The 19,955-nt window shown below is 38.9% G+C and carries 17 protein-coding genes and 1 pseudogene; 7 read left to right on the forward strand and 11 right to left on the reverse strand.

All coding sequences use genetic code 11. From position 1 onward, the window contains the following. The first annotated feature begins 261 nt into the window (after positions 1 to 261). Complete coding sequence (locus BN997_RS15555) at positions 262 to 900, forward strand: sugar O-acetyltransferase (RefSeq protein ID WP_042533601.1); 639 nt, start codon at positions 262 to 264, stop codon at positions 898 to 900. Positions 901 to 1,194: 294 nt separating this feature from the next. On the opposite strand, the gene BN997_RS15560 is transcribed toward BN997_RS15555, so the two are convergent. Next, complete coding sequence (locus tag BN997_RS15560) at positions 1,195 to 2,562, reverse strand: MFS transporter (RefSeq protein ID WP_084612953.1); 1,368 nt, start codon at positions 2,560 to 2,562, stop codon at positions 1,195 to 1,197. A 59-nt stretch (positions 2,563 to 2,621) separates the two neighbouring features. On the opposite strand from BN997_RS15560, the gene BN997_RS15565 reads away from it, so the two are divergent. Next, complete coding sequence (locus BN997_RS15565; protein ID WP_139089108.1) at positions 2,622 to 2,984, forward strand: ArsR/SmtB family transcription factor; 363 nt, start codon at positions 2,622 to 2,624, stop codon at positions 2,982 to 2,984. A gap of 186 nt (positions 2,985 to 3,170) precedes the next feature. Here BN997_RS15565 and BN997_RS15570 read toward each other — a convergent pair whose 3' ends face one another. Both BN997_RS15570 and BN997_RS15575 read right to left on the reverse strand, forming a co-directional pair. Further along, on the reverse strand, positions 3,171 to 4,352 hold the full coding sequence (locus BN997_RS15570) for an ABC transporter permease (protein WP_042533604.1): 1,182 nt from the start codon (positions 4,350 to 4,352) through the stop codon (positions 3,171 to 3,173). After that, positions 4,330 to 5,052 (reverse strand): ABC transporter ATP-binding protein, encoded by a 723-nt coding sequence (locus tag BN997_RS15575; protein WP_042533605.1) that lies wholly within the window; start codon positions 5,050 to 5,052, stop codon positions 4,330 to 4,332. Before BN997_RS15575 ends, BN997_RS15570 begins: the two co-directional genes overlap by 23 nt. A 362-nt stretch (positions 5,053 to 5,414) precedes the next feature. On the opposite strand from BN997_RS15575, the gene BN997_RS15580 reads away from it, so the two are divergent. After that, positions 5,415 to 6,077, forward strand: coding sequence for a reverse transcriptase-like protein (locus BN997_RS15580; protein ID WP_319022556.1), 663 nt, complete (start codon positions 5,415 to 5,417; stop codon positions 6,075 to 6,077). A gap of 120 nt (positions 6,078 to 6,197) precedes the next feature. Here the strand turns inward: BN997_RS15580 and BN997_RS23765 are convergent, their stop codons facing one another. The 4 genes and pseudogenes from BN997_RS23765 to BN997_RS22690 all read right to left on the reverse strand — a co-directional run bounded on the left by BN997_RS23765 (position 6,198) and on the right by BN997_RS22690 (position 10,661). Continuing rightward, positions 6,198 to 6,806: a cation transporting ATPase C-terminal domain-containing protein gene (locus BN997_RS23765; protein WP_338112893.1), complete on the reverse strand. Its 609-nt coding sequence runs from the start codon at positions 6,804 to 6,806 to the stop codon at positions 6,198 to 6,200. Then, positions 6,803 to 7,297 (reverse strand): HAD family hydrolase, encoded by a 495-nt coding sequence (locus tag BN997_RS23770; RefSeq protein ID WP_338112894.1) that lies wholly within the window; start codon positions 7,295 to 7,297, stop codon positions 6,803 to 6,805. Before BN997_RS23770 ends, BN997_RS23765 begins: the two co-directional genes overlap by 4 nt. Positions 7,298 to 7,348: 51 nt before the next feature. Further along, on the reverse strand, positions 7,349 to 8,692 hold the full coding sequence (locus tag BN997_RS23775; protein WP_338112895.1) for a cation-translocating P-type ATPase: 1,344 nt from the start codon (positions 8,690 to 8,692) through the stop codon (positions 7,349 to 7,351). A 544-nt stretch (positions 8,693 to 9,236) separates the two neighbouring features. Continuing rightward, a pseudogene (locus BN997_RS22690) lies at positions 9,237 to 10,661 on the reverse strand (RNA-guided endonuclease InsQ/TnpB family protein). A gap of 305 nt (positions 10,662 to 10,966) precedes the next feature. On the opposite strand from BN997_RS22690, the gene BN997_RS22695 reads away from it, so the two are divergent. Then, positions 10,967 to 12,537 (forward strand): IS3 family transposase gene (locus BN997_RS22695; protein WP_139088971.1). Its coding sequence is split into 2 segments (ribosomal slippage): positions 10,967 to 11,630 and positions 11,630 to 12,537, totalling 1,572 coding nucleotides; the frame shifts between segments, so codons are not numbered across the junction. 298 nt (positions 12,538 to 12,835) lie between these two features. On the opposite strand, the gene BN997_RS15605 is transcribed toward BN997_RS22695, so the two are convergent. The 3 genes from BN997_RS15605 to BN997_RS22700 all read right to left on the reverse strand — a co-directional run bounded on the left by BN997_RS15605 (position 12,836) and on the right by BN997_RS22700 (position 15,493). Then, positions 12,836 to 14,311 (reverse strand): MDR family MFS transporter, encoded by a 1,476-nt coding sequence (locus tag BN997_RS15605; protein WP_042533607.1) that lies wholly within the window; start codon positions 14,309 to 14,311, stop codon positions 12,836 to 12,838. 486 nt (positions 14,312 to 14,797) lie between these two features. Continuing rightward, positions 14,798 to 15,148, reverse strand: coding sequence for a protein YmzB (locus BN997_RS15610; RefSeq protein ID WP_042533608.1), 351 nt, complete (start codon positions 15,146 to 15,148; stop codon positions 14,798 to 14,800). 174 nt (positions 15,149 to 15,322) lie between these two features. Further along, positions 15,323 to 15,493 (reverse strand): YfhD family protein, encoded by a 171-nt coding sequence (locus BN997_RS22700; protein ID WP_084612954.1) that lies wholly within the window; start codon positions 15,491 to 15,493, stop codon positions 15,323 to 15,325. Positions 15,494 to 15,840: 347 nt separating this feature from the next. On the opposite strand from BN997_RS22700, the gene BN997_RS15615 reads away from it, so the two are divergent. The 3 genes from BN997_RS15615 (at position 15,841) to BN997_RS15625 (ending at position 18,471) form a co-directional block, all read left to right on the forward strand. Further along, the gene (locus BN997_RS15615; RefSeq protein WP_042533609.1) at positions 15,841 to 16,074 is read left to right on the forward strand and encodes a hypothetical protein; all 234 of its coding nucleotides are present in this window, start codon (positions 15,841 to 15,843) and stop codon (positions 16,072 to 16,074) included. Between the two features lie 371 nt (positions 16,075 to 16,445). Further along, positions 16,446 to 17,969, forward strand: coding sequence for a Na+/H+ antiporter NhaC family protein (locus BN997_RS15620; protein ID WP_042533610.1), 1,524 nt, complete (start codon positions 16,446 to 16,448; stop codon positions 17,967 to 17,969). Between the two features lie 67 nt (positions 17,970 to 18,036). Further along, positions 18,037 to 18,471, forward strand: a complete 435-nt coding sequence (locus BN997_RS15625; RefSeq protein WP_042533611.1) for a GNAT family N-acetyltransferase — start codon at positions 18,037 to 18,039, stop codon at positions 18,469 to 18,471. 133 nt (positions 18,472 to 18,604) lie between these two features. Here BN997_RS15625 and BN997_RS15630 read toward each other — a convergent pair whose 3' ends face one another. Beyond that, entirely contained in the window at positions 18,605 to 19,951 is a 1,347-nt protein-coding gene (locus BN997_RS15630; protein WP_042533612.1) for an MFS transporter, read from the reverse strand. Positions 19,952 to 19,955: the final 4 nt, after the last annotated feature.

Genomic DNA, 19,955 nt, shown 5'->3' on the forward strand with positions numbered 1-19,955 from the left:
AAAACTGGGCAAGTCATTGAAGTAGGCTTCAAATCTTTTTAAGACTGTTTATTCTTAAATGTGGGAAAAGCAATCGAATTTTGGTCATTTACAATACCTTGGTAGTACCAATGGGCAGACAATCGTGACTTTTAGTATGAATAGCACTTGTTATGTTTGGCTTGTCTGTTTGTAGAATGAACTTTTGAAACAAAATTACAGGAAAAAGCGATTGGAACAAACTTGTTGATCCTGCGCTAGATTCCACTTAGGAGAATAAAAATGAGAGAAGAAGAAAAAATCTTTAAAGGTACCCTTTTTTCACCTGGAGAACCGGATTTAAAAAAAATAAAGCTGAGAACTCATAACCTATGCTTCGAATATAACCGCACGTTCGAAGATGAAACGGAAAAGAGACAAGCACTCATTTCAAATATTTTCCATGAAATTGGAGAGAACAGCCGTCTGCAAGGTCCTATTTATATTCACTACGGAAAACATACAAAGATTGGTAATCATTTTTTTGCAAATTTTAATTTAACCATTCAAGATGATGCAGAGGTGGTTATTGGCAATCATTGTGATTTTGGTCCAAATGTGACGATCGTTACGCCTGTACATCCAATGCTTCCAGATGAACGCCGCGCCATTATGGATAAAGACGGTGTGCCTAAGCATATGTGTTATGCGAAACCGGTTAAAATTGGTAATGATTGCTGGCTTGGAGCAAATGTGGTTGTTTGTCCGGGAGTAACAATCGGGGATAATTGCGTAATTGGGGCAGGAAGTGTTGTTGTGAAGAACATTCCAAGCAATACCTTTGCGGCTGGCAACCCATGCAGAGTGATTAGAGAAATTACGGAACTGGACAGCATGAAACATAAGCCGGAAATTTTGGACGATAATAGAATTATAGAATAAAAATATTTCGGACTATGAAAGGCCTTACAGATTCCCGTTTAATACTGCGGGGCAAACGTAATTGGCGTAGTGGTTGTAATCAAGTTTTAAGAAAATATTCTACTCACTAAAGTAATTAATGGGCTATATTTTGAGTGAGAATAGAATCGTATTCGTACAATTTGACTTGAGTTGAGGGCTGTTACATAATCAGGTAATTGATTATGTAACAGCCCTTCTTTTATCAAAATAAAAAAGGAATCTATTTGAAAAACACCTGCATATCTTGAAAGCTTATATTTCCAGGTGGCGGCTTTATTCATGCATTCCGGATTTTTGATTGTTCAGTTTGTATGCAAATGCTAAGTATAGAAAAGCAAAGAATGAGATAAATATAATCACTACTAGAAAGTAAAGAATGGTCGTTGTATTTGCCAGTATATCCAATATAATTGAAACACTTACTACACCAAAAATACTGCCAATTTGACGTGCAAGGTTTACTAATGAAGAAATTTCATTATGATATTTTTCTCCCGTTGATAAAAAAGCTGCATTCATTAATACGGGAGCTATAGCTCCAGAAAAACCGAAAAGAATAAAACTAATTAAAATAAAAACAGAGTATGCTGCTATTGTGAAGTAGGTAAACAAAAATATACTGCCTGCAATAATAGCCAATAAGCATAGCTGCTGAGTCCATTTTTGTCCTAATTTATTGACCAGAACAGGTGACAAAAATGAGGATATTAGCATACCGGAAACCGTTAAGGGCAAAAATTTCACACCCGTCTCAAGCGAAGACAAAAATAAATGTTCCTGAAAATGAATAGAAAGGAAATACATCACTCCATAGATTGAAAAATTATAAGTAAATCCATTTATTAAGCTGGCAACATTCTGTTTTGTGAATAGTTGCCGCTCTATTACTTGTGTCTGATTATTTCTAAACTTGATACTATATGCATATCCAAAAATTAGTAAAGTGATTCCTCCTAAAGTAAATAACAGCGGTAACTGATAGATTACTTTATATTCCTGTATCATAAATACGAAAATTAAGATAAACAATGCAACCAGCACCTGTTCCTTGAAAAACATCGGAATTTTTTCTTTTTCTGTATCCTTGATTGCAGCAAGTCCAGTCCAGATGACAATTAAAGAAAAAGGAATATTGATAAGAAAGGTGCTTTGCCAACCCCACAATTCATTTAAAAAACCACCAACCATCGGCGAAAAGGCAAATGCGATGCCTGATGTTCCGGACCATATACCAAAGGCAGTCGCTCTTTTTTTTGGCTCTGTTACTGTCGATGATAAGAGCTTTGTTGCAATAGGTGCAAACATAGCTGCACCAACTCCTTGAATAATCCTAGAGATTACCAATTGTTCATAAGTGTTAGAGAAACCACAGAATAGCGAACCAACCATAAAGATTGAAATCCCCGTGATAAAGGCATTTCTTGCACCTATTCGTTTACTGAACCTGGCAAAAAATAGGATGAACGAAGCAAATACCAATACATAGCTATTTACGACCCAAGAGGTTTGTAAATTGCTTAAATATAATTGTTCTCTCAAAGGTGGAATAATTATATTTACGATATTTGTATCTAGAATAATTAAGAAAGATCCGATGCAAATACTGATTAAGCTTATTGTTTCTCGACGTGTGTATTTCATAAAAATCACCTTATTTCAATTTTTTTTGAACTGTAACTATTATTTCAAAAAAAATTGAAATGTCAAGAGGGAAATGTTATAATAAAATTATGAAAAATACTCATGTTACTGATATTTTTAAGGTACTTCAGGATCCAATTAGAATTCGAATTATTGAGATGTTGCGATTTGATCAAGGAAGGAGGGAGTTTTTTCCGGATTCATCTGAAGCAGAAGGTGGCTTTTGTCCAATGGATATCCTGACGATTTTGCAGGAAGAAGGGATCCATATTTCTAATACCAAATTGTCTTACCATCTCAAGGAAATGAAAAATACTCATGTTATTTACTTAGTCAAGGAGGGGAAACGTAATTTTTATCTGTTTAATAAAGATAGACTGGAAATGATTCAATCCTGGATAAATTTTATATTAAAAGGATAACCACGCATCAATTATTAAAATTAAAAATGTTAAACATTTTATTTTTAACAGGGATAATGAGTGGGTTCTTTAAGGCTAAATGAATAAAGAAAACTCTTTCCCATGAAAGCGGAGAAAGAGTTTTCGATTGATAATAGTTATAACAAATCCGTATTCTTTTTAACCTGCAGCAATCACATTAAATTCTCACACCTTCCGATACCGCCGCATACCCAAAATATTCAACGTTACAAAAACAACAATAAATAAAAACAAAATAGAGAGGGGAGCCAGAATCTCTCCAAATGTAAATCCTTTTAAAACAACATCGATCATCGCATTTCCTGCATAGTACAAAGGCATAATCGGCGCAATCCATTGCAGCCATGTTTCCATAGTATCTACATTCAGCATTCCAGAGAAGAATATCTGCGGAATAATAACGAGCGGGATGAATTGAATCATCTGGAATTCACTGCTGACAAAGGTAGATAATAAAAGGCCAAGTCCAAGGGCAACGAAGCTTAAGAAAATATTAATAATAAACATATTGCTGATGGAACCGGCGATTTCCATATCTAATATATATACAGAATATAGGATGATAATCGCTGTCTGCAGAATAGCAAAAATCCCATAGCCGAATAAATAACCAAATACAATCTCAGATTTTCTGATTGGCGTGGATAATAGTTTCTCCAATGTACCGCTGCTTCTTTCTTTTAACATTGACATGCCGGCGATTAAAAAAACAAAAAAGAATACAAAGAAGCTGACTAAAATGGGATTTAAAATTTCAAAAAAGGTATTGCTTTCATCGCCATAGATATATTCTACAGAAATCGGATCATTATCCATATCGATTTCAGAATCGATGTCTGTATTGATATTCGTGTCCATATTTATATCCATGTTCTCTGCGACCTCAGGAGGTAGCTGCTCCATCATTTCTTCTACGCCTGCTGACATATCTTCCATATTACTTATCATGTTATCGATATTATCCGAAAGATCATTTAAATTTGTTTCCATTACAGCCTGTGAGCTTCCCTGAATAGCAGGACCCTCATCCATCGGGTTATCATTCAGAATGGTCAATGTCCAATTCCCATCCTTTTCCTCTAAAACACCGCTGGCATTTCCTTCTTCCAGATAAGATTGTATATCCATCTCGTTTTCCTGTTTTACGATGATATCATTATCTTCTAAAATATCGATTACCTCATCATTGACATTAACTGCAGCGATGGTTACCTCGTCATCCGGATCTGGAAAAATATAATTCAATAGCGTAATGACAAAAATAGGAGCCAGAAATAATAATGCAAGCGTACGTTTATCACGTAGAACCTGTTTGCAAATTCGTTTAATCAGCTGAAGCATTCGCATATTCGATTTCCTCCAATTTTAAAAAGACTTGGTCAATATCGCTGACGCCAAAGTTCTCTAATATTTCCTGCGGCGTACCGCTTGCTGCAATTCCTTTATTTTTCATTAATAACAGCTGGTCACATTTCATGGCTTCATCCATAATGTGGGTCGTAATTAACAGCGTACTTTCCTTTTTCAAATCATGCAGTTGATCCCAGATATTTAATTTAAGCACGGGATCAATCCCGACCGTAGGCTCATCTAAAATCAAATACTCAGGCTGATTAATTAAAGCAATCGCAAGTGATAAGCGGCGTTTCATTCCGCCAGAGTAGTGGGCTACCAATTTATTTTTATCCTGTTCAAGCTGGACGAGATTCAGTGTGGACTGAACTGCCTTATTGGATATTTTCCTCCCGTACATATGAGCAAAAAATTGAATGTTTTCCAAACCGGTTAAATCATGGTATAGCGAATCACTTTGCGCCATATAGCCGATTTTGTTTAAAAGTTTACGGTTGGGAACCGCTGTATCATCGATTTGGATAGAACCAGTATCGTATTTTTCCATTCCCATCAAGCATTTAATCAATGTCGTTTTCCCTGTACCTGAAGGACCAATCAATCCGGTGATTTGATTGGCGCTAATATCTATGGAGACATCTTGCAGAATCGTTTGTTTTCCAAAGCTCTTGGACATATTGGATAATTGCATCATAAAACACAACACCTTTCATATAAAAGTGAGTACTCACTCATTATAATATCAGAGTAAGGCTATGATGACAAGAATCTTTTTGGAGAAACTGCTTGGGTTTACGATAAAAAATGATTGCAACAAATACAAAGTTTATCGGATCGCTATTTTGTCGCTTCTCTGAAAGTGGCAATGGCTGGTTTGCTTATAATCCATTTTTTGTGTATCTTTTTTATTGAAAGGGCTGATAGGATAAACATAAGCTACTGTTGGTGTTTCATTCCTTATCGCTTTTCTGACAGATGTATAAATAGAGGGTTATGGAAATACTATCGGAGAAAGAGAGCAGTTTTTCGTTTCCCGATATATAGACCGGAGGCAAAATGATGAAAGTACGAATCGAATATACCTATCAGACACCCAAAGGGGTTACTGCAGCTTTTACTTCTGAGGACATGGAGGCATCAAAAGCGTTATTCATCGTTGAAGATATAAGGAAAATGGGACGTATGAAAAATGTCGTATTCGTCGATTCTCATGAGCATACATGGAGTTTAAAAGAATTACGTAAGCAGATGGAAGAAATTCAAACAGAACCGCATGATATAACTGTTTATTTTGATGGGGGATTTGACCTCGAAACAAGCCATTCCGGTTTGGGCTGTGCCATCTATTATCAACAGAATAATACCTTTTACCGTTTACGAAAAAATGCAATGGTGGAAGAACTTTGTTCGAATAATGAAGCAGAATATGCTGCATTGCACTTGGCACTGGTGGAATTGGAGAGACTGGATGTCCATCATCTGCCTGTCTCTTTCTATGGCGACTCCCAGGTTGTTGTGAATCAATTAATGGGAGAGTGGCCTTGTTATGAGGAAGAATTAACAAAATGGGCAGATCGAATTGAAAATAAAATGAATCAATTGGGAGTTATCCCGGAGTATAAGCACATTTCACGTAAAAAGAATCGGGAAGCGGATCGATTGGCTGGTCAGGCATTGAAAGGGATGGAAATAACAAGCAAAAAAGAACTAGCGGAGTGAGGCAGGGAAGGGATTCTCTGCTTCTTTTGCATGTTAACGTCATTTGACTCCATACAGCTTGCATGATGACAAGCAGCTAATAACATTAAAAAGACAAGGATTATCCCTGTCTTTTTGTCGTTATGCTTTCCCATTTTCTTTGTTAAATGCTCTTGCAGCAGAAATCTTCCGGGTAATATATTTCTCGATTTCAATAATGGTAAAGGTCATCAATCCAATCGCAAAAGGATAGACCCAGTATTGCGCCTCGATTGGATATAAATCAAATACATTCCTTAAGAATGGAATATACGTCACCGTTAATTGAAGAAGGATCAGAACGCCCGCAAGCATAAAAGCGATCTTGTTTGAGAAGAAATCCTTATTAAATGCAAAATGTCGTTCATTTCGCACATTAAACACATGGAAAACCTGTGCGATTACAATGGAATGCAGCGTAATCGTTGTTAACTGTTCCGGTGTATAGTGTTCCGGATCACCAAGCAGGGTTACATTCATGGTCATAATGGCTCCGCCGACAAGCAATGATACGAGAATAATCCGGAAAATATAGTAGGGACTGAGCAGTTTTGCGTTAGCCGGGCGCGGCGGCCGCTCCATTGCTCCTGGCTCCAGTTTTTCGAATGCCAGTGCGAACGAAACGGTTACTGCTGTCACCATATTTACATAAAGGACTTGAATCGGGGAGAGCGGCATATTTATTCCTACGATTAAAGCAGAAACAATCAAGAATGCTTCCGCGCCATTGGTTGGCAGGATAAACAGAATCGTTTTTCCTGCATGGCGGTTACCAACTGCAGTTTGTTCTCCGGACTGGTGCGGGCGAAAACATCTACCTTTTGGGCTGCAGTCAGCATCTCCTCTTCAGACATCTGGTCTAAATCGCGACCTTCGAGAACATTGTCTTGTTCGGTAATGCCCATTTGCTTAGCGATAGCCAGAGCTGTTACCTTATGATCTCCTGTAATCATTTTCACCTGGATGCCAGCTTTTTTACAAACTTTCACTGCTTCCATCGCTTCTTCTCTAGGAGGATCCAGAATGCCAGCCAAACCAATTATGTTCAATCTTTCACAAACATCTTCGTGATCAATCTGTGTTTTGTTGTTATCAACGTATTTATATGCTGTGCCGATAACTCTTTCTCCTTTGCTGGAGAGTATGAGCGTTTTATCCTCCCAAAGCTTGCGTTGTTCAGAACCTTCTGCCAAACCTGCCATATCAAACAGCCGGTCGGGGGCTCCTTTGACATAAATGATTTTTTCTCCGTCTTATTCCACGAGTCCTGCCATGTATTTATAGCTGGAATCGAAAGGAATTTTAGAGAGGAGGGGAAGCCGGTCTATTTCTTGATTTGCTTTTTCTGCCAGCGTGACCAAACACCCTTCTGTCGGTTCACCGCTGATTGTCCATTCTTCATCGTTATCTTTTCGCAAATAGGCATCATTGACTGTTAATACGTTACTTAAAAACAGTTGCAGCTCTTTATCCTCTGCAATATCTATTTCTTGATTGTCTTCAAGAATTTTTCCTTCAGGTGCGTATCCGGTTCCTGTAACATCCAAGTGTCTGTCGGAGAGTTCAATGGATTGGACGGTCATTTCATTTTTGGTAAGCGTCCCTGTTTTGTCCGAACAAATCACGGTTACTGCTCCGAGTGTCTCTACAGACGGCAAATTACGCATAATGGCATTGTTTCTGGCCATTACCTGCATACCTAAGGAAAGAATGATGGAAAGAATAGCAGGCAATCCTTCGGGGATAGCAGCAACAATTAAGCTGATAACGTAGAGTAACAGCTCTCCAATCGGATAGTCATAGAAAACTGCTGCAAAAACAAATAATAAAGCAGCAATGCTGACGATAGCGATGGAAATCATTTTTCCAAAATGCGCTGTTTGTTTTAATAAAGGAGTTTTTAATTCTTCTACTTCTGCAATCGACTGATTGATTTTACCGATTTCCGTATTTGCTCCGGTAGCTGCAACAATCCCTTGCGCCGAACCGGATACAACCGCTGTACCGGAAAAAGCCATATTTAATCGATCTCCAAGGACCGTATCCTCCGGCAGGATGTCTGTATTTTTTTCGACGGATGTCGATTCACCAGTGAGTGGGGATTCTTCTATTGTCAGCCGGCTGGCGACAGTTAATCGTAAATCTGCGGGAATTTTATCTCCTGGAGACAATAATACGATATCACCCGGTACCAGATCGCTGGAAGCGACTTCCTTGCGCTCCCCGTCACGAATAACTGTTGACTCCAAAGAGAGCATCTTTTTAATGCCTTCCAATGCTTTCTCGGCTTTGTTTTCTTGGAAATAGCCGATAACCGCATTAATCAGAACCACCATTAATATAACGACAGTGTCTGCATAATGTTCTAAAACAATCGTAAGAACAGCGGCAGCTAATAAAACATAAATTAACGTGTCATTAAATTGGCGTAAAAATTTTAGCCATTTTGGATCCTTCTCCGGCTCCGGTAATTCATTTTTTCCCCATTTTTGTCTGCCTTGTTCCACTTGCTCTTTGCTTAAACCATGCTTTATATCTGTTCCAAGCTCTGATTCCACTTGCTCTGTCTGCATGTTAAACCATTTTTTCTGTGCCATAAGCACGTGCCCCTTTCTTCCTGAACCCGTTTTATCTTTTACGAATAAATAGGAGTAAAACGTTTCAAGGAGGTTTAAACTAGAAATGAACGTTAAGGGGTGTTTTTCTGCTGCTTATGAATCGTTGATACAGAGGTAATGAAAAGTATCCAGCAGAAAATCACGCATGATTTTTTATAGCTGTAACCATCATCCATCACCTCTTTCTATCTTGAAGTAAATGTATCCTCACTTATAATGATGAAGGATATATAAGGACAGTTCAAGGAGCATTGGTTGAAAATTTTCGACAATTTAGTGATGGTCTTTTTGTTAATACGGTATGAATGCTTTTAAAATGGAGGCAAGTAATCTGAAAGGAATTTTTACAGTACAGCTATGCGAAATGAATACTCCCACCACTTAATTTCTACTGAAATTTGAAGTGGGGGTTTCTGGGGTGTCGACTTTCAAGATGACGATTAACCACCAGTGGAGTTGACACGTTGGTGTGCTAAAAACACCCAACCCCGCTATCCCATTGGTCCTGCCTTTGGGACTACTTTTATTTGAGAATGATTGCTGCCGGTCGAAGCAGCATCTCAATGCAAGCGAAGGGTTCTTCAAATGCTTCCCGAAATATTTTCCTCATAATATTTCCGGCTCCATTGACATCGGCGTTCATCATAACTCCATTCTTGGACTGATAAAGCCCGCGTTTTATTCGCTTACCTGAAAAAGCTTTTTTTGAAGTCTTTTCACCGTAAACAGGGATTTCATCCTGATCAAGAAAGCTCGCTTTCGATGTGTAGGATTCTTCTGTCATAATGACTTTGATTCCATGTCTCTGAGCTTTGTATTCAATCATTTCCATCAAAAGACGATGCGGAATGGTTGTAAACGATTGGTTGTTTCGTTTCCCCATCTTGGCATGTTGTTTCCACGCTTTATTTTGCCCAATAATGATGGTATCAATATCCTCTTCCAGGGCTATTTTTTCGATTCGGTAACTCGCTTTATGAAATAAATCTTTGATTTGATTAAAGCGTCTGTAGTTGATTTTCTCCAATCGTTTAGACGTAAACAGACCTTCATTGGTGTTTTTACCCTGTCTAAGAATTCCGTGGTAATGTGCTTTCAATTGGTTGTAGCGTTGATTGATGGATTTGATATTTTTGCCCTTCACTACAACAGGCTTTCGTCCTGTATTGGTGACAATGGTTGCAAGGTTATCCATTCCTAAATCAAGGGACATGTACCGTTTTTTCGATGCTTCCCTGACGGTACTTGAAAAACCAGTTCTACGACGTAGTGACCATACTTTGGGATAAGGCGGACTTGTTTCAGTCTTCCTTCCGTAAACCCTAATTTACCGATGTTTAAACGTTCCTTCGTTTTAGGAAACTTCATAAACTTATTCTCTTTTATGACACAATCTTGGTTTGAAAAAAGAACTTCTTTTTCTTTCTTACGACTATATCCTGGAATTTTTGGTCTTGCTTAAACTTTGAAGGGTTCGTTTTATATTCTCGTAAACTGCCATAAAATGCTTTCCAATTTTGGAACACCGTTTTCATAACCCCTTGGCTCGATTGCGTTGGCAGAGAGCGATAAAGTCTTGTGCCATGGATTTAAAAAGAGCATCCAAAAAATTGTAATCAACATAAGGGTTTTCTCTAGAAGGTTCTTTGAATACATGACACTTGATTTCTTTTCGTTCTCGGGCGGGTTTGGAATGTTCTTTTACGACCTTCTTTTGATAAACAACGAATTGGTTATCGTTGATTATTGGCATATGTTTTTGGATAGCGTCTAACACTTCTTCCTGAAGCGGCTGCAACGCTTTTTCCTGCGTGAAAGCTGTAAATACTTGCCGGATATAAAAATTGGTCGTGTTATGCATATTCTTTGCATTTTGACACATTTCTTTGAAATATCCGTACATACGGTGATCTTTTACCCATATTTGCATCGTTTGGTAATTCGCCATTTACTTTCCACCCCTCTAAAACGAACTAACGTTCTGTAATTTATTTTACTATAAAGGGAATAAAAATTCTAGCGAAAAAACCGCCAATTCACCTCCCACCTAAAATTCCATCGAATTTTTGAGGAAGGAGTCCTCTTGGCTGAAATGATAGATTGAACTAATAATAATCAAAATAGTTTAAAATAGGATTCGATATGTTAGCATGGAAGGGAATTGAAATAGAACACAGGGGTTGTGATATGCTCCCAATACAGTGGACAGAGAAATAATAAAAATTCTCTACTACTGTATTGGGGGCATTTTCTATGTCTAAAAGGAGAAGTAAACATACTTTAAATGAAAGGATAGAGGCAGTATTACGTGTGATGGAGGGGAGCGTGTCTGTAAGCAGGATTGCTAAAGAATACGCTGTCGACCGAACGACGATTAACGTATGGGTTCGCAAGTACAAAGAAAATGGGGGCTATGGTTTAAAGGATTTGAGGACATGGAAGGGATATTCCAGCGAGCTGAAAAGGGAAGCTGTTGAATTTTATTTAAATGGAGAAGGCAGTTTGAGAACGACTTGTGAAAAGTTCAATATTTCATCTCATTCGGTTTTACGTCAATGGATAAATCAGTATACTAGTGGGAAAGAGATAAAATCTACTAGTAAAGGAAGAGGAACCGTGACTAAAGGGCGTAAAACCAATCTTCAAGAGCGTATCGAAATTGTACAATATACGATTGCCAACGACCGCGACTATCATAAGGCAGCTGAAAAGTATAACGTTTCTTATCAACAAGTATATAGCTGGGTACGCAAGTATGAAAAAGATGGGGAACAAGGTCTTCAGGATCGTCGTGGAAAGTCCCTGGAGTCAAAGCCTACACTTACAGAAGAGGAAGAATTACAGCTTCGTATTAAAGAGCTGGAACACCGTAATCAGTATTTAGAGGCGGAGAATGGCTTATTAAAAAAGTTGAAGGAAATCGAAAGGGGGATGGGACCGCGCGACTAGGAACACATTTAGCTAAATTCCAAGCAATTCATGATTACCAACAGGAGACAGACACTCCGATTCTATTACTCTGTGAAATCTTAGTTGTATCACGCTCCGGATACTATAAATGGTTGAACTATGACCCAACAGAATCCGAAAAAGAAAATGAATGGCTCATGAAAGTAGTGAAAGAAGAATTTAAAAAGTATCACGGTAACTTTGGTTATCGTCGAATAACCATGGTGATCAACCGCAAATATAAGAAGCAGTATAACGAGAAAAGAATTCGACGCTTAATGGATCAAATGGGCCTAAAATCGCATATTCGCCGGTCGAATGGTTATTCAACGAAGACAAGTCACGAAAATATTGAAGAAAATATTTTAAACCGAGAATTTACCGCAGAGAAGCCGAATGAGAAGTGGGTAACGGATATTACGCACATGCATTATGGTTTTGGCAGTAAAGCTTATTTAAGTGCCATTAAGGACCTTTATGACGGCTCAATCATTGCTTACCAGGTTGGACGCTATAATGACAACCCTCTAGTTATGGATACCATCAAAGCGGCTATACAAGCAAATCCTGACACAACTCCATTGATTCATAGTGATCGAGGTTCGCAGTATACATCAAAGGAGTATCGTTATATTACTACAGAAGCTGGCATGACGCGCAGTATGTCTCGTGTCGGTAACTGTATTGACAATGCTCCGATTGAGAGCTTTTTCGGTCACTTTAAATGTGAATGTTACAACCTAAAGCAGTATAAGTCGTTTGAGGAGCTAAAGGAAGATATTGACGAATATATAACGTTTTATAATGAAGAACGATATCAAGCAAAATTAAACAGCCTTGCACCGTTAGAATTCCGGCACCAGGCTGTCGCATAGATTTTTTGTTTTTTCACTGTCTACTTGACAGGGCGCAGTTCAGTTGTGATACAATGCTATGGTTAATTTTATTAGCTGTTCTGATTTTAGGGGGTTATTTGATTATCAAAGGTTCAACCAGAGGGTATAAGATACTGGGATATGTCATTATAGGATTCACAGTTGTATTTGCAGTGGTGATTTTATCCAGTATCGGCGTAAAAACAAATAACATAATAAATGAACAGCCCTCAAATGAGGGGGATTCCATAATTGTTGATTAACATAAGAAAACCGGACCGCCTTTTGCCCGGTATTCTTATGTATCCTTAGGTGTATCCTTCGGGAAGAACCATAGAATAATAAAAGTCAGTGTACCAATTACGAATAGACCAAAGAACACCGTGTGAAATGCCTGGGTTAACCCATCCTGCATTAAAGCCAGTGTATCTGGCGGGATAGATTCTCGTAATCCTTCATTTAAAATAGCATCTGTATTTGGCATATCTTCATCGATTGCTTGCTGCTGATAATATTGCTGCAGGCGCAGATTAAGAATACCGCCTAACAATGCAGTACCGATTGCACTGCCAATGATACGCATAAACATATTTAAAGAGGTAGCCGACCCTCTTGCCTGCCAGGACACACTATTTTGAATGGCTACGATAAATGTTGTCGAAGTCAGCCCCATTCCTATTCCAACAATAAAAGAGCTGAAACCGGCATAAATGGGCCCTTTTTCTGCATCAAGCAGGAAAAAGAGAAATGTGCCCACAAATAATGCGATACCGCCAAGAAATGCTGTTTTTCTAAAGCCGATTCGTAATACCATATGACCGGCGGCAGTGGCTGCAATTGGCCAGCCAATGGATAAGGTGCTCAAGGTAAAACCGGCCACAATCGCTGATTCTTCCATGACTCCCTGTACATACGTAGGAAGAGAGCTGCTTAAACCTAAAATAATCATACCGGAAAGTAAGGTAGCGATATTGGCAACGATCATTAATTTGTTCTTCCATAAAGATAAAGGCATCATTGGCGCTGCGCATCTCTTCTCCTGCCAAATAAATAAGGAAATACAAATGACAAAGAGTCCAAGAAGACCGAGCGTTTCTGGTGACAACCAAGCCCAATTTGTACCTGCCTGTACAAACACGATAATCAGCGATGATATGGCTATAAAAAAGAAGCTTGTCCCAAGATAATCGATGGTTTTCTGTTCTTTATCCACTTTTTCATGAAAGAATAAGACAACTCCGGCCAAGCCGATAAGGCCAATCGGAATGTTCATCCAGAATATCCAAGCCCAATCAATGTATTGTACAATGACTCCTCCCAGAAGCGGGCCGGCAACAGAGGATATTCCCCAGACACTTGCTAAATAACCCTGTACTTTGGCGCGTTCTTCCAAATTATACATGTCTCCGACCATGGTAGTTACTATCGGATGAATGGCCCCGGCGCCCAGCCCCTGGATAAGCCGGAAGATAATAAGGGTGGCCATCGTTTCTGCTAATCCGCATAATAAAGAACCAATCAGAAAGATAACCACACCAATGACAAAGATTGGTTTGCGGCCAAATAAATCAGCTAATTTGCCATATATCATCGTGGTGACTGCCTGCATTAATAGGAAACTGGAAAAGACCCAGCTGTACAGCGTGAACCCGCCTAAATCGGATACAATGTTAGGCATGGCAGTGGCAATAATGGTTCCTTCAATTGCAGCCATAAACATAGATAATACGAGGGCCATAAGCACGATAGGCCGTTTGGTTTGTTTATGTACCATCTATAATTCCTTCCTTTACTCTAGCTATTTGTTGCTACCCACTGTGCAAGACTCTCTGGCCACAGGTGATTTTGCGAACTATCAAAAGTCTTTTCAAACAGCAGTACTAATCTATAATCCAATTAGCTTTATTGTAGCAGATGCTTTCTTATTTTGTAAGAAATGGAATGCCAGTTTCATAGTTCATTGTCCGAAATGCGTCAGCAGGGGAGGATCGTTGAACAGATTTAATATTCCTTTGTTGCAAATCGGATAATCTATTCTTTGTTATGATATTTTCATAGAGGGTGAGGAACTATCAGTTAAAATGGATAGCTCCTATATTTTTCGCTTTCATTTTAAATTGATTATAACTGCCTGCAATAATAAAGAAAACTTGGTTGTCACCTAGACTTTAAGTGACAACCTTAGTTACACTTATCCAGTAAGAAAGTGTAAACTTTCTTAACTGCCAAAAAAAGGCTATTGCAGCCTTTTTACCGTCATTTAAACTAACTCTATTTTATATACTCCACGATCCGTAGTAATAAAAAACTTTTGTCCATTAAATTCAAATAAAGAGTTATCCTCCAAAGGGATTTCATAATTGGATGACGGAAGCGGTTCATCGCTCATCGTTGGCAGCGCTTCGATTTGACCGTCTCCGTTTAAAAGTAAGCTATGTTTTGGTACATAGTCATCAATTCTGCGGGTATTCTGGTCATAGGATATGCTTTGCAGATGGATTACTGTTTGATCAATATCATTTATTTCATGCTTTGTAATTTTAATTGTTCTTCCGTTCCACTGTTGTATCAGCGTATTAAACTCCTCAATAGTTAAAAAACCGTGCTCCATAGAACAACCCCTCCTGTGTATAATTTTCCTAAATACAACGGAAATATACAGGAAGAAAGTAAATAAAAAATCGTAATATTTGTACGCGGACTTTGAGAGGTAAGAGGTAGAAGTACTTAAGGATAACGTAACGGAGCGATTCGGTTATTGAACCGAGTCGCTCCGTTGTACCAATTATTTTTCATGTGCCCGTTTATCAGCAGCGCGGCTTCTTGCTTGAGCTTTTCTGTCTTCTGCATCAGCAAACTCATCTGAAAATTCAACATCTATGCCGTCAGATATTTGATTTTTTGGAGTTTGTGACAAAAAATTATTTTTTCTTTTCTTATGCTCATCTCTGCCCATTGGGAACACTCCTTTTAGGTTGTATATAATTGGTTAGTCGAACATTCGGCCAGACAGATTGAAGATTGCAATACATCGAGCCGCTCTGTGAAGGCAGCTGCTGCACCGCCTTATCCCCTAGATAACATAAGGGAAAACTGTACTGACATATCTGTATTTTTAACAGGTTTACGATACTTATTCATTTTTTCCGCTGGTAAAATTAGAACATACTGTACCGCTTAAACTTGTGGCAGTAATCTGTGACGGTTATTAAAATTTGTTCAAGCAGAAATTTTCGCATAATAATGTTTAGTAATCTGTTTAGAAAGGAAAAGTATTAAAAAGACACAGAGAGGTGGATGAAAATGTCCAACAATGAAAAGCGTTCTTCAAAAAGCGGAAAACCGAATCGGAATGAAGAGCGAAGAACCATGCTGGATGAACATGAAGAGCAGATGTTTGTCGATGACGTTCCATTGGAAGATTTAAAAATAGAAGCTAAGGATGAGAAACGAAAGACGAAATCGAAGGATGATTCGCAAAGTGAAAAGAAGCATAAGGAGAAACAAAATAAAGACAACGACAGTAAAAAACCCTGAGCATTCTTGCTGAGGGTTTTTTTGATATGGAGAGAATCTCTTGAAATTCATTAGAAGCTGCCATCGCAATGAATTAAGTTCTCTATAAATAAATAGACGGGTTTAACTGTGTAGCCAGTTATTCAGTATAATTATTCGTTAAAATGCATAAATATTAGGTATTTTGTTTCATTTATTTTTATCTTTTCCGTGATAGAATAAGGAACATATATTAATTAGCAATAATTTTTATTTTCAATTTATCATGGAGAAAAGCAAAACTCCACTGAATGAAGTTTCGTTATCTTATGAGATGAAATAACTGATAAGGATGTATGTACATATCATTCATACTTCATTTAGCAAAGCATCAAGAAAGAAGGAGAGGACAGATGGAGCATATGGGATGGCTATCGCTAGTTCCGCCAATTTTGGCAGTGATTTTAGCGATTCTAACGAAAAACGTTATTATTTCATTATTTTTAGGCGCCTTTGTCGGCGTACTTATTATTGTAGGAGGAAATCCATTAACTGCGACAACAGAAACGATAGGGAATTTTCTTTTTCCGCAACTGACGGACAGCTACAATGCGGCAGTGCTTGTCCTGCTATTTTTTATCGGAGGATTTGTAGCTTTAATTGAAAAATCAGGGGGAGGCGCTGCACTTGCAGCAAAAACCGTCAAATCGATTAATTCCAAAGTGAAAGCTCAATTATCTGCCTGGCTGGGCGGTTTGATTATTTTCTTCTCTGATTTGGGAACACCTTTGATTGTAGGCCCTATTTTTGAAAAAATATTTGATAAAGCAAGAATTTCCAGAGAGAAGCTGGCGTATATCATTGATTCCACGTCATCACCAGTTGCAGTACTGATTCCTTTCATTGGCTGGGGCGTCTATATTATGGGGCTGATAAGAAGTGAATTTGATGCGCTGGGAATAACCACATCGGAATTCGATACCTTTGTTCAAGTCATTCCATTTCAGTTCTACGCTATTTCAGCGGTGTTAATGATTCCATTAATGGCCGTATTTAAATTAGATTTTGGTCCGATGGCAAAGGCAGAACGGAGAGTGAGGGAAACTGGAGAACTGTACTGGAAGGATTCCAAGCCGCTGCGGAGACCGGATAAGGAAGCAGATAGTAATCAAGAAGGCAAGGCTATTTTAATTTGGCTCCCTTTATCGGTCTTATTCGTTACATTGTTTGGCTTGCTTTCCACAAAAGGATTTCCATTTGAGCCGGTGGATGGAAATGACTTTCGTGTCTCGTTGACCACAGCTTATCTATTTGCGGCTATTACCATTTTTGTTTTATTAATCAGCTTCCGGCTGAAAAAGTTTGCGGAGATATTCGATATTTATACCTCCGGGATGCAAAAGATGGTGTATGTTGCTGCGACATTAGTGCTTGCATGGTCGCTTGGAACGGTTATCAGTGAGATGGGGACAGCGAATTATATTGTAGAATTGATGCAGGGAAGAGTGCCGGCGTTTATCATACCAGCATTACTCTTTGTTATCGGGGCAATCGTTTCTCTTGCTTCCGGCTCTTCCTGGGGAACCTTCGCCATTATGCTTCCAATCGCTATTCCGATGGCGGTTGCATTAGATGCCCAAGTGCTTGTCTGTATCGGCGCTGTATTGTCAGGCGGTATTTTCGGAGATCATAGCTCCCCGATATCTGATACAAGTATTCTGTCATCAACAGGAGCTGGTGCAGATCATATCGATCATGTGAAAACACAGTTCCCTTATGCATTGACGAATGCAATCATTGCGATAATCGGTTTTGTGATTGCAGGTGTGACTGGCAGTCCGTGGACCGTAGTACTGACAATTGTATTGCTTGTGTTAGCAGCTTTTGTATTATCAAAGTTGACAAAAAATAAATATGAATCGAAAATGAATATATAACAGAAACATGCCTTGCTGGTGAAGTGAGGCATGTTTTATTTCAATTTTTTAAATGGAGGAAGTAATAATGCAATGGAAAAAGCCTGGTAGTGATGATTACGCTGCCTTAATTGAATTATGGGAGAAGTCTGTTTTGGCAACACATGATTTTTTAGCATCAGAGGATAGGGAGGCGCTCAAGAAGGAGATTCCTGCTTATTTTCCGCAATTAGATATGAAAATGTGGTTTAAAGATACTACATTCGTTGGATTTTCCGGTGTGAATGCGTCTCAGCTAGAAATGCTGTTCTTAGACCCGGATCAAATAGGGAAGGGGCTTGGCAGCAGGATTTTAAATGATTTAATTGAAAAGGACGGTATTAAGACAGCAGATGTCAATAAAGATAATACATCGGCTCTTGCTTTTTACCTGAAAAACAACTTCCAAGTTACTGGAGAGTCAGAACAGGATGACCAGGGGAGGGATTATCCGATACTGCATTTGTGTTTGAATGCGAAATAATATACGGACGTAAAATTGCAAGGTAAGGAGAACGAGTATTCTTTTTAACAATAGCATAGGAAAAAGGACCATTAAATAAAGCCGCTTGCTTCTTCGTGAAGCAGCGGCTTTATCTTATAGTAAATTCTTTTCGTTAGGCAATTTGATGCTTTTTCACTGGTACTGCCCGGTCAAAGCTTGCATGTTTTTCTCTGACAGTAATAAAGCAAACAGCTCCAATCAAGCTTGGTACGGCAAATGCCATAAATGCATGCTGCGGGTCTAAATTGGTTGATAACAGGAGGGCGATGGCTACGGGAGCCATGATACCGCCAATCCGTCCGACACCGACAGCGATACTTAATCCGGTCGTACGAATTTCCCTCGGGTAAAATTCTGAAATATACGGATTCACTAAATTTTGAGTACCTACTGTACAAGCGCCGGTTAAGGTAATGATTAAATACAGTAAGAGCGAGCTTGTAGTGATGCTTAATAAAACAAAACAGAGTGAACCGATAAAAAACATCAGGATTAAGACGGAACGATGACCGAGACGATTCACTAACATCCCGCCGAATATGGAACCGGAAATTTGACCGACAGCAAGCATCAGATTAAAGGATAAGCTGGATGTCAGACCGTGACCGGCGTCCACCATAATTTGCGGCAGCCAGGTTGTCAGCCCGGAAATAACGAGCATGGAGCAGGTAACTGCAATCCAAAAGGCGATGGTACTGCTGGTTCGCTTATTAGAGAAGACCTTTTTAATCGGAATTTCCTTCGTGCTTTCTTTAAATGATTCATATTCATAGTTATCAGACGCTTGATAGTTACCGCCAGGATCAACTTTATTGAGAATCTCTGCAATTTTATCGCCTTTTTTCTTGGTTAGATAATAAGAAACGGATTCCGGAAATTGCTTTAAAAACCATGGCAGAGCAAGAAGCGGAATAATACTAATCCAATATAAAAGTCTCCAGCCCATCATTTCCATCAAATACATACCAATCAAGGAGGCAATAATCGCGCCGATGGAATAACCGCAATACATCGTAGCAATGGTTAACGGCCGCTTCTTCACCGGAGAATATTCACCCATAATAGCTACGAGGATTGGCATGATTCCTCCCAATCCCAGCGCCGCAATCACTCTCATTATCATAAAAAGGGTGGGGTTCTGTGCAAATCCGGCTAAAAAGGTAAAGAGGCTGAATAAGATTAAGCAAATCGCAATCGCTTTTTTACGCCCGATAAAATCTGAAATAGAGCCCAGCAGAAAGGTGCCGACCATGGTACTGATCAGCGTATAGCTGCTGATTGCACCAGCCTCAATTCTGCTGATATTAAAATCCTCCATCATCAATGGCAGCCCAATCCCATAGATGGCCACATCAAAGCCGTCAAAGGCAATGGCGAAAAAGCACCAGAGAAAAATAAGTAAATGAAATTTATTAAATTTACTATTCCCTAAAACCTGTGTTGTCTGAACCGTCCGCATGTTT

Origin of the sequence: Oceanobacillus oncorhynchi (genome assembly GCF_000821065.1) — a bacterium.
GTDB classification, from domain to species: Bacteria; Bacillota; Bacilli; order Bacillales; family Amphibacillaceae; genus Oceanobacillus; species Oceanobacillus oncorhynchi.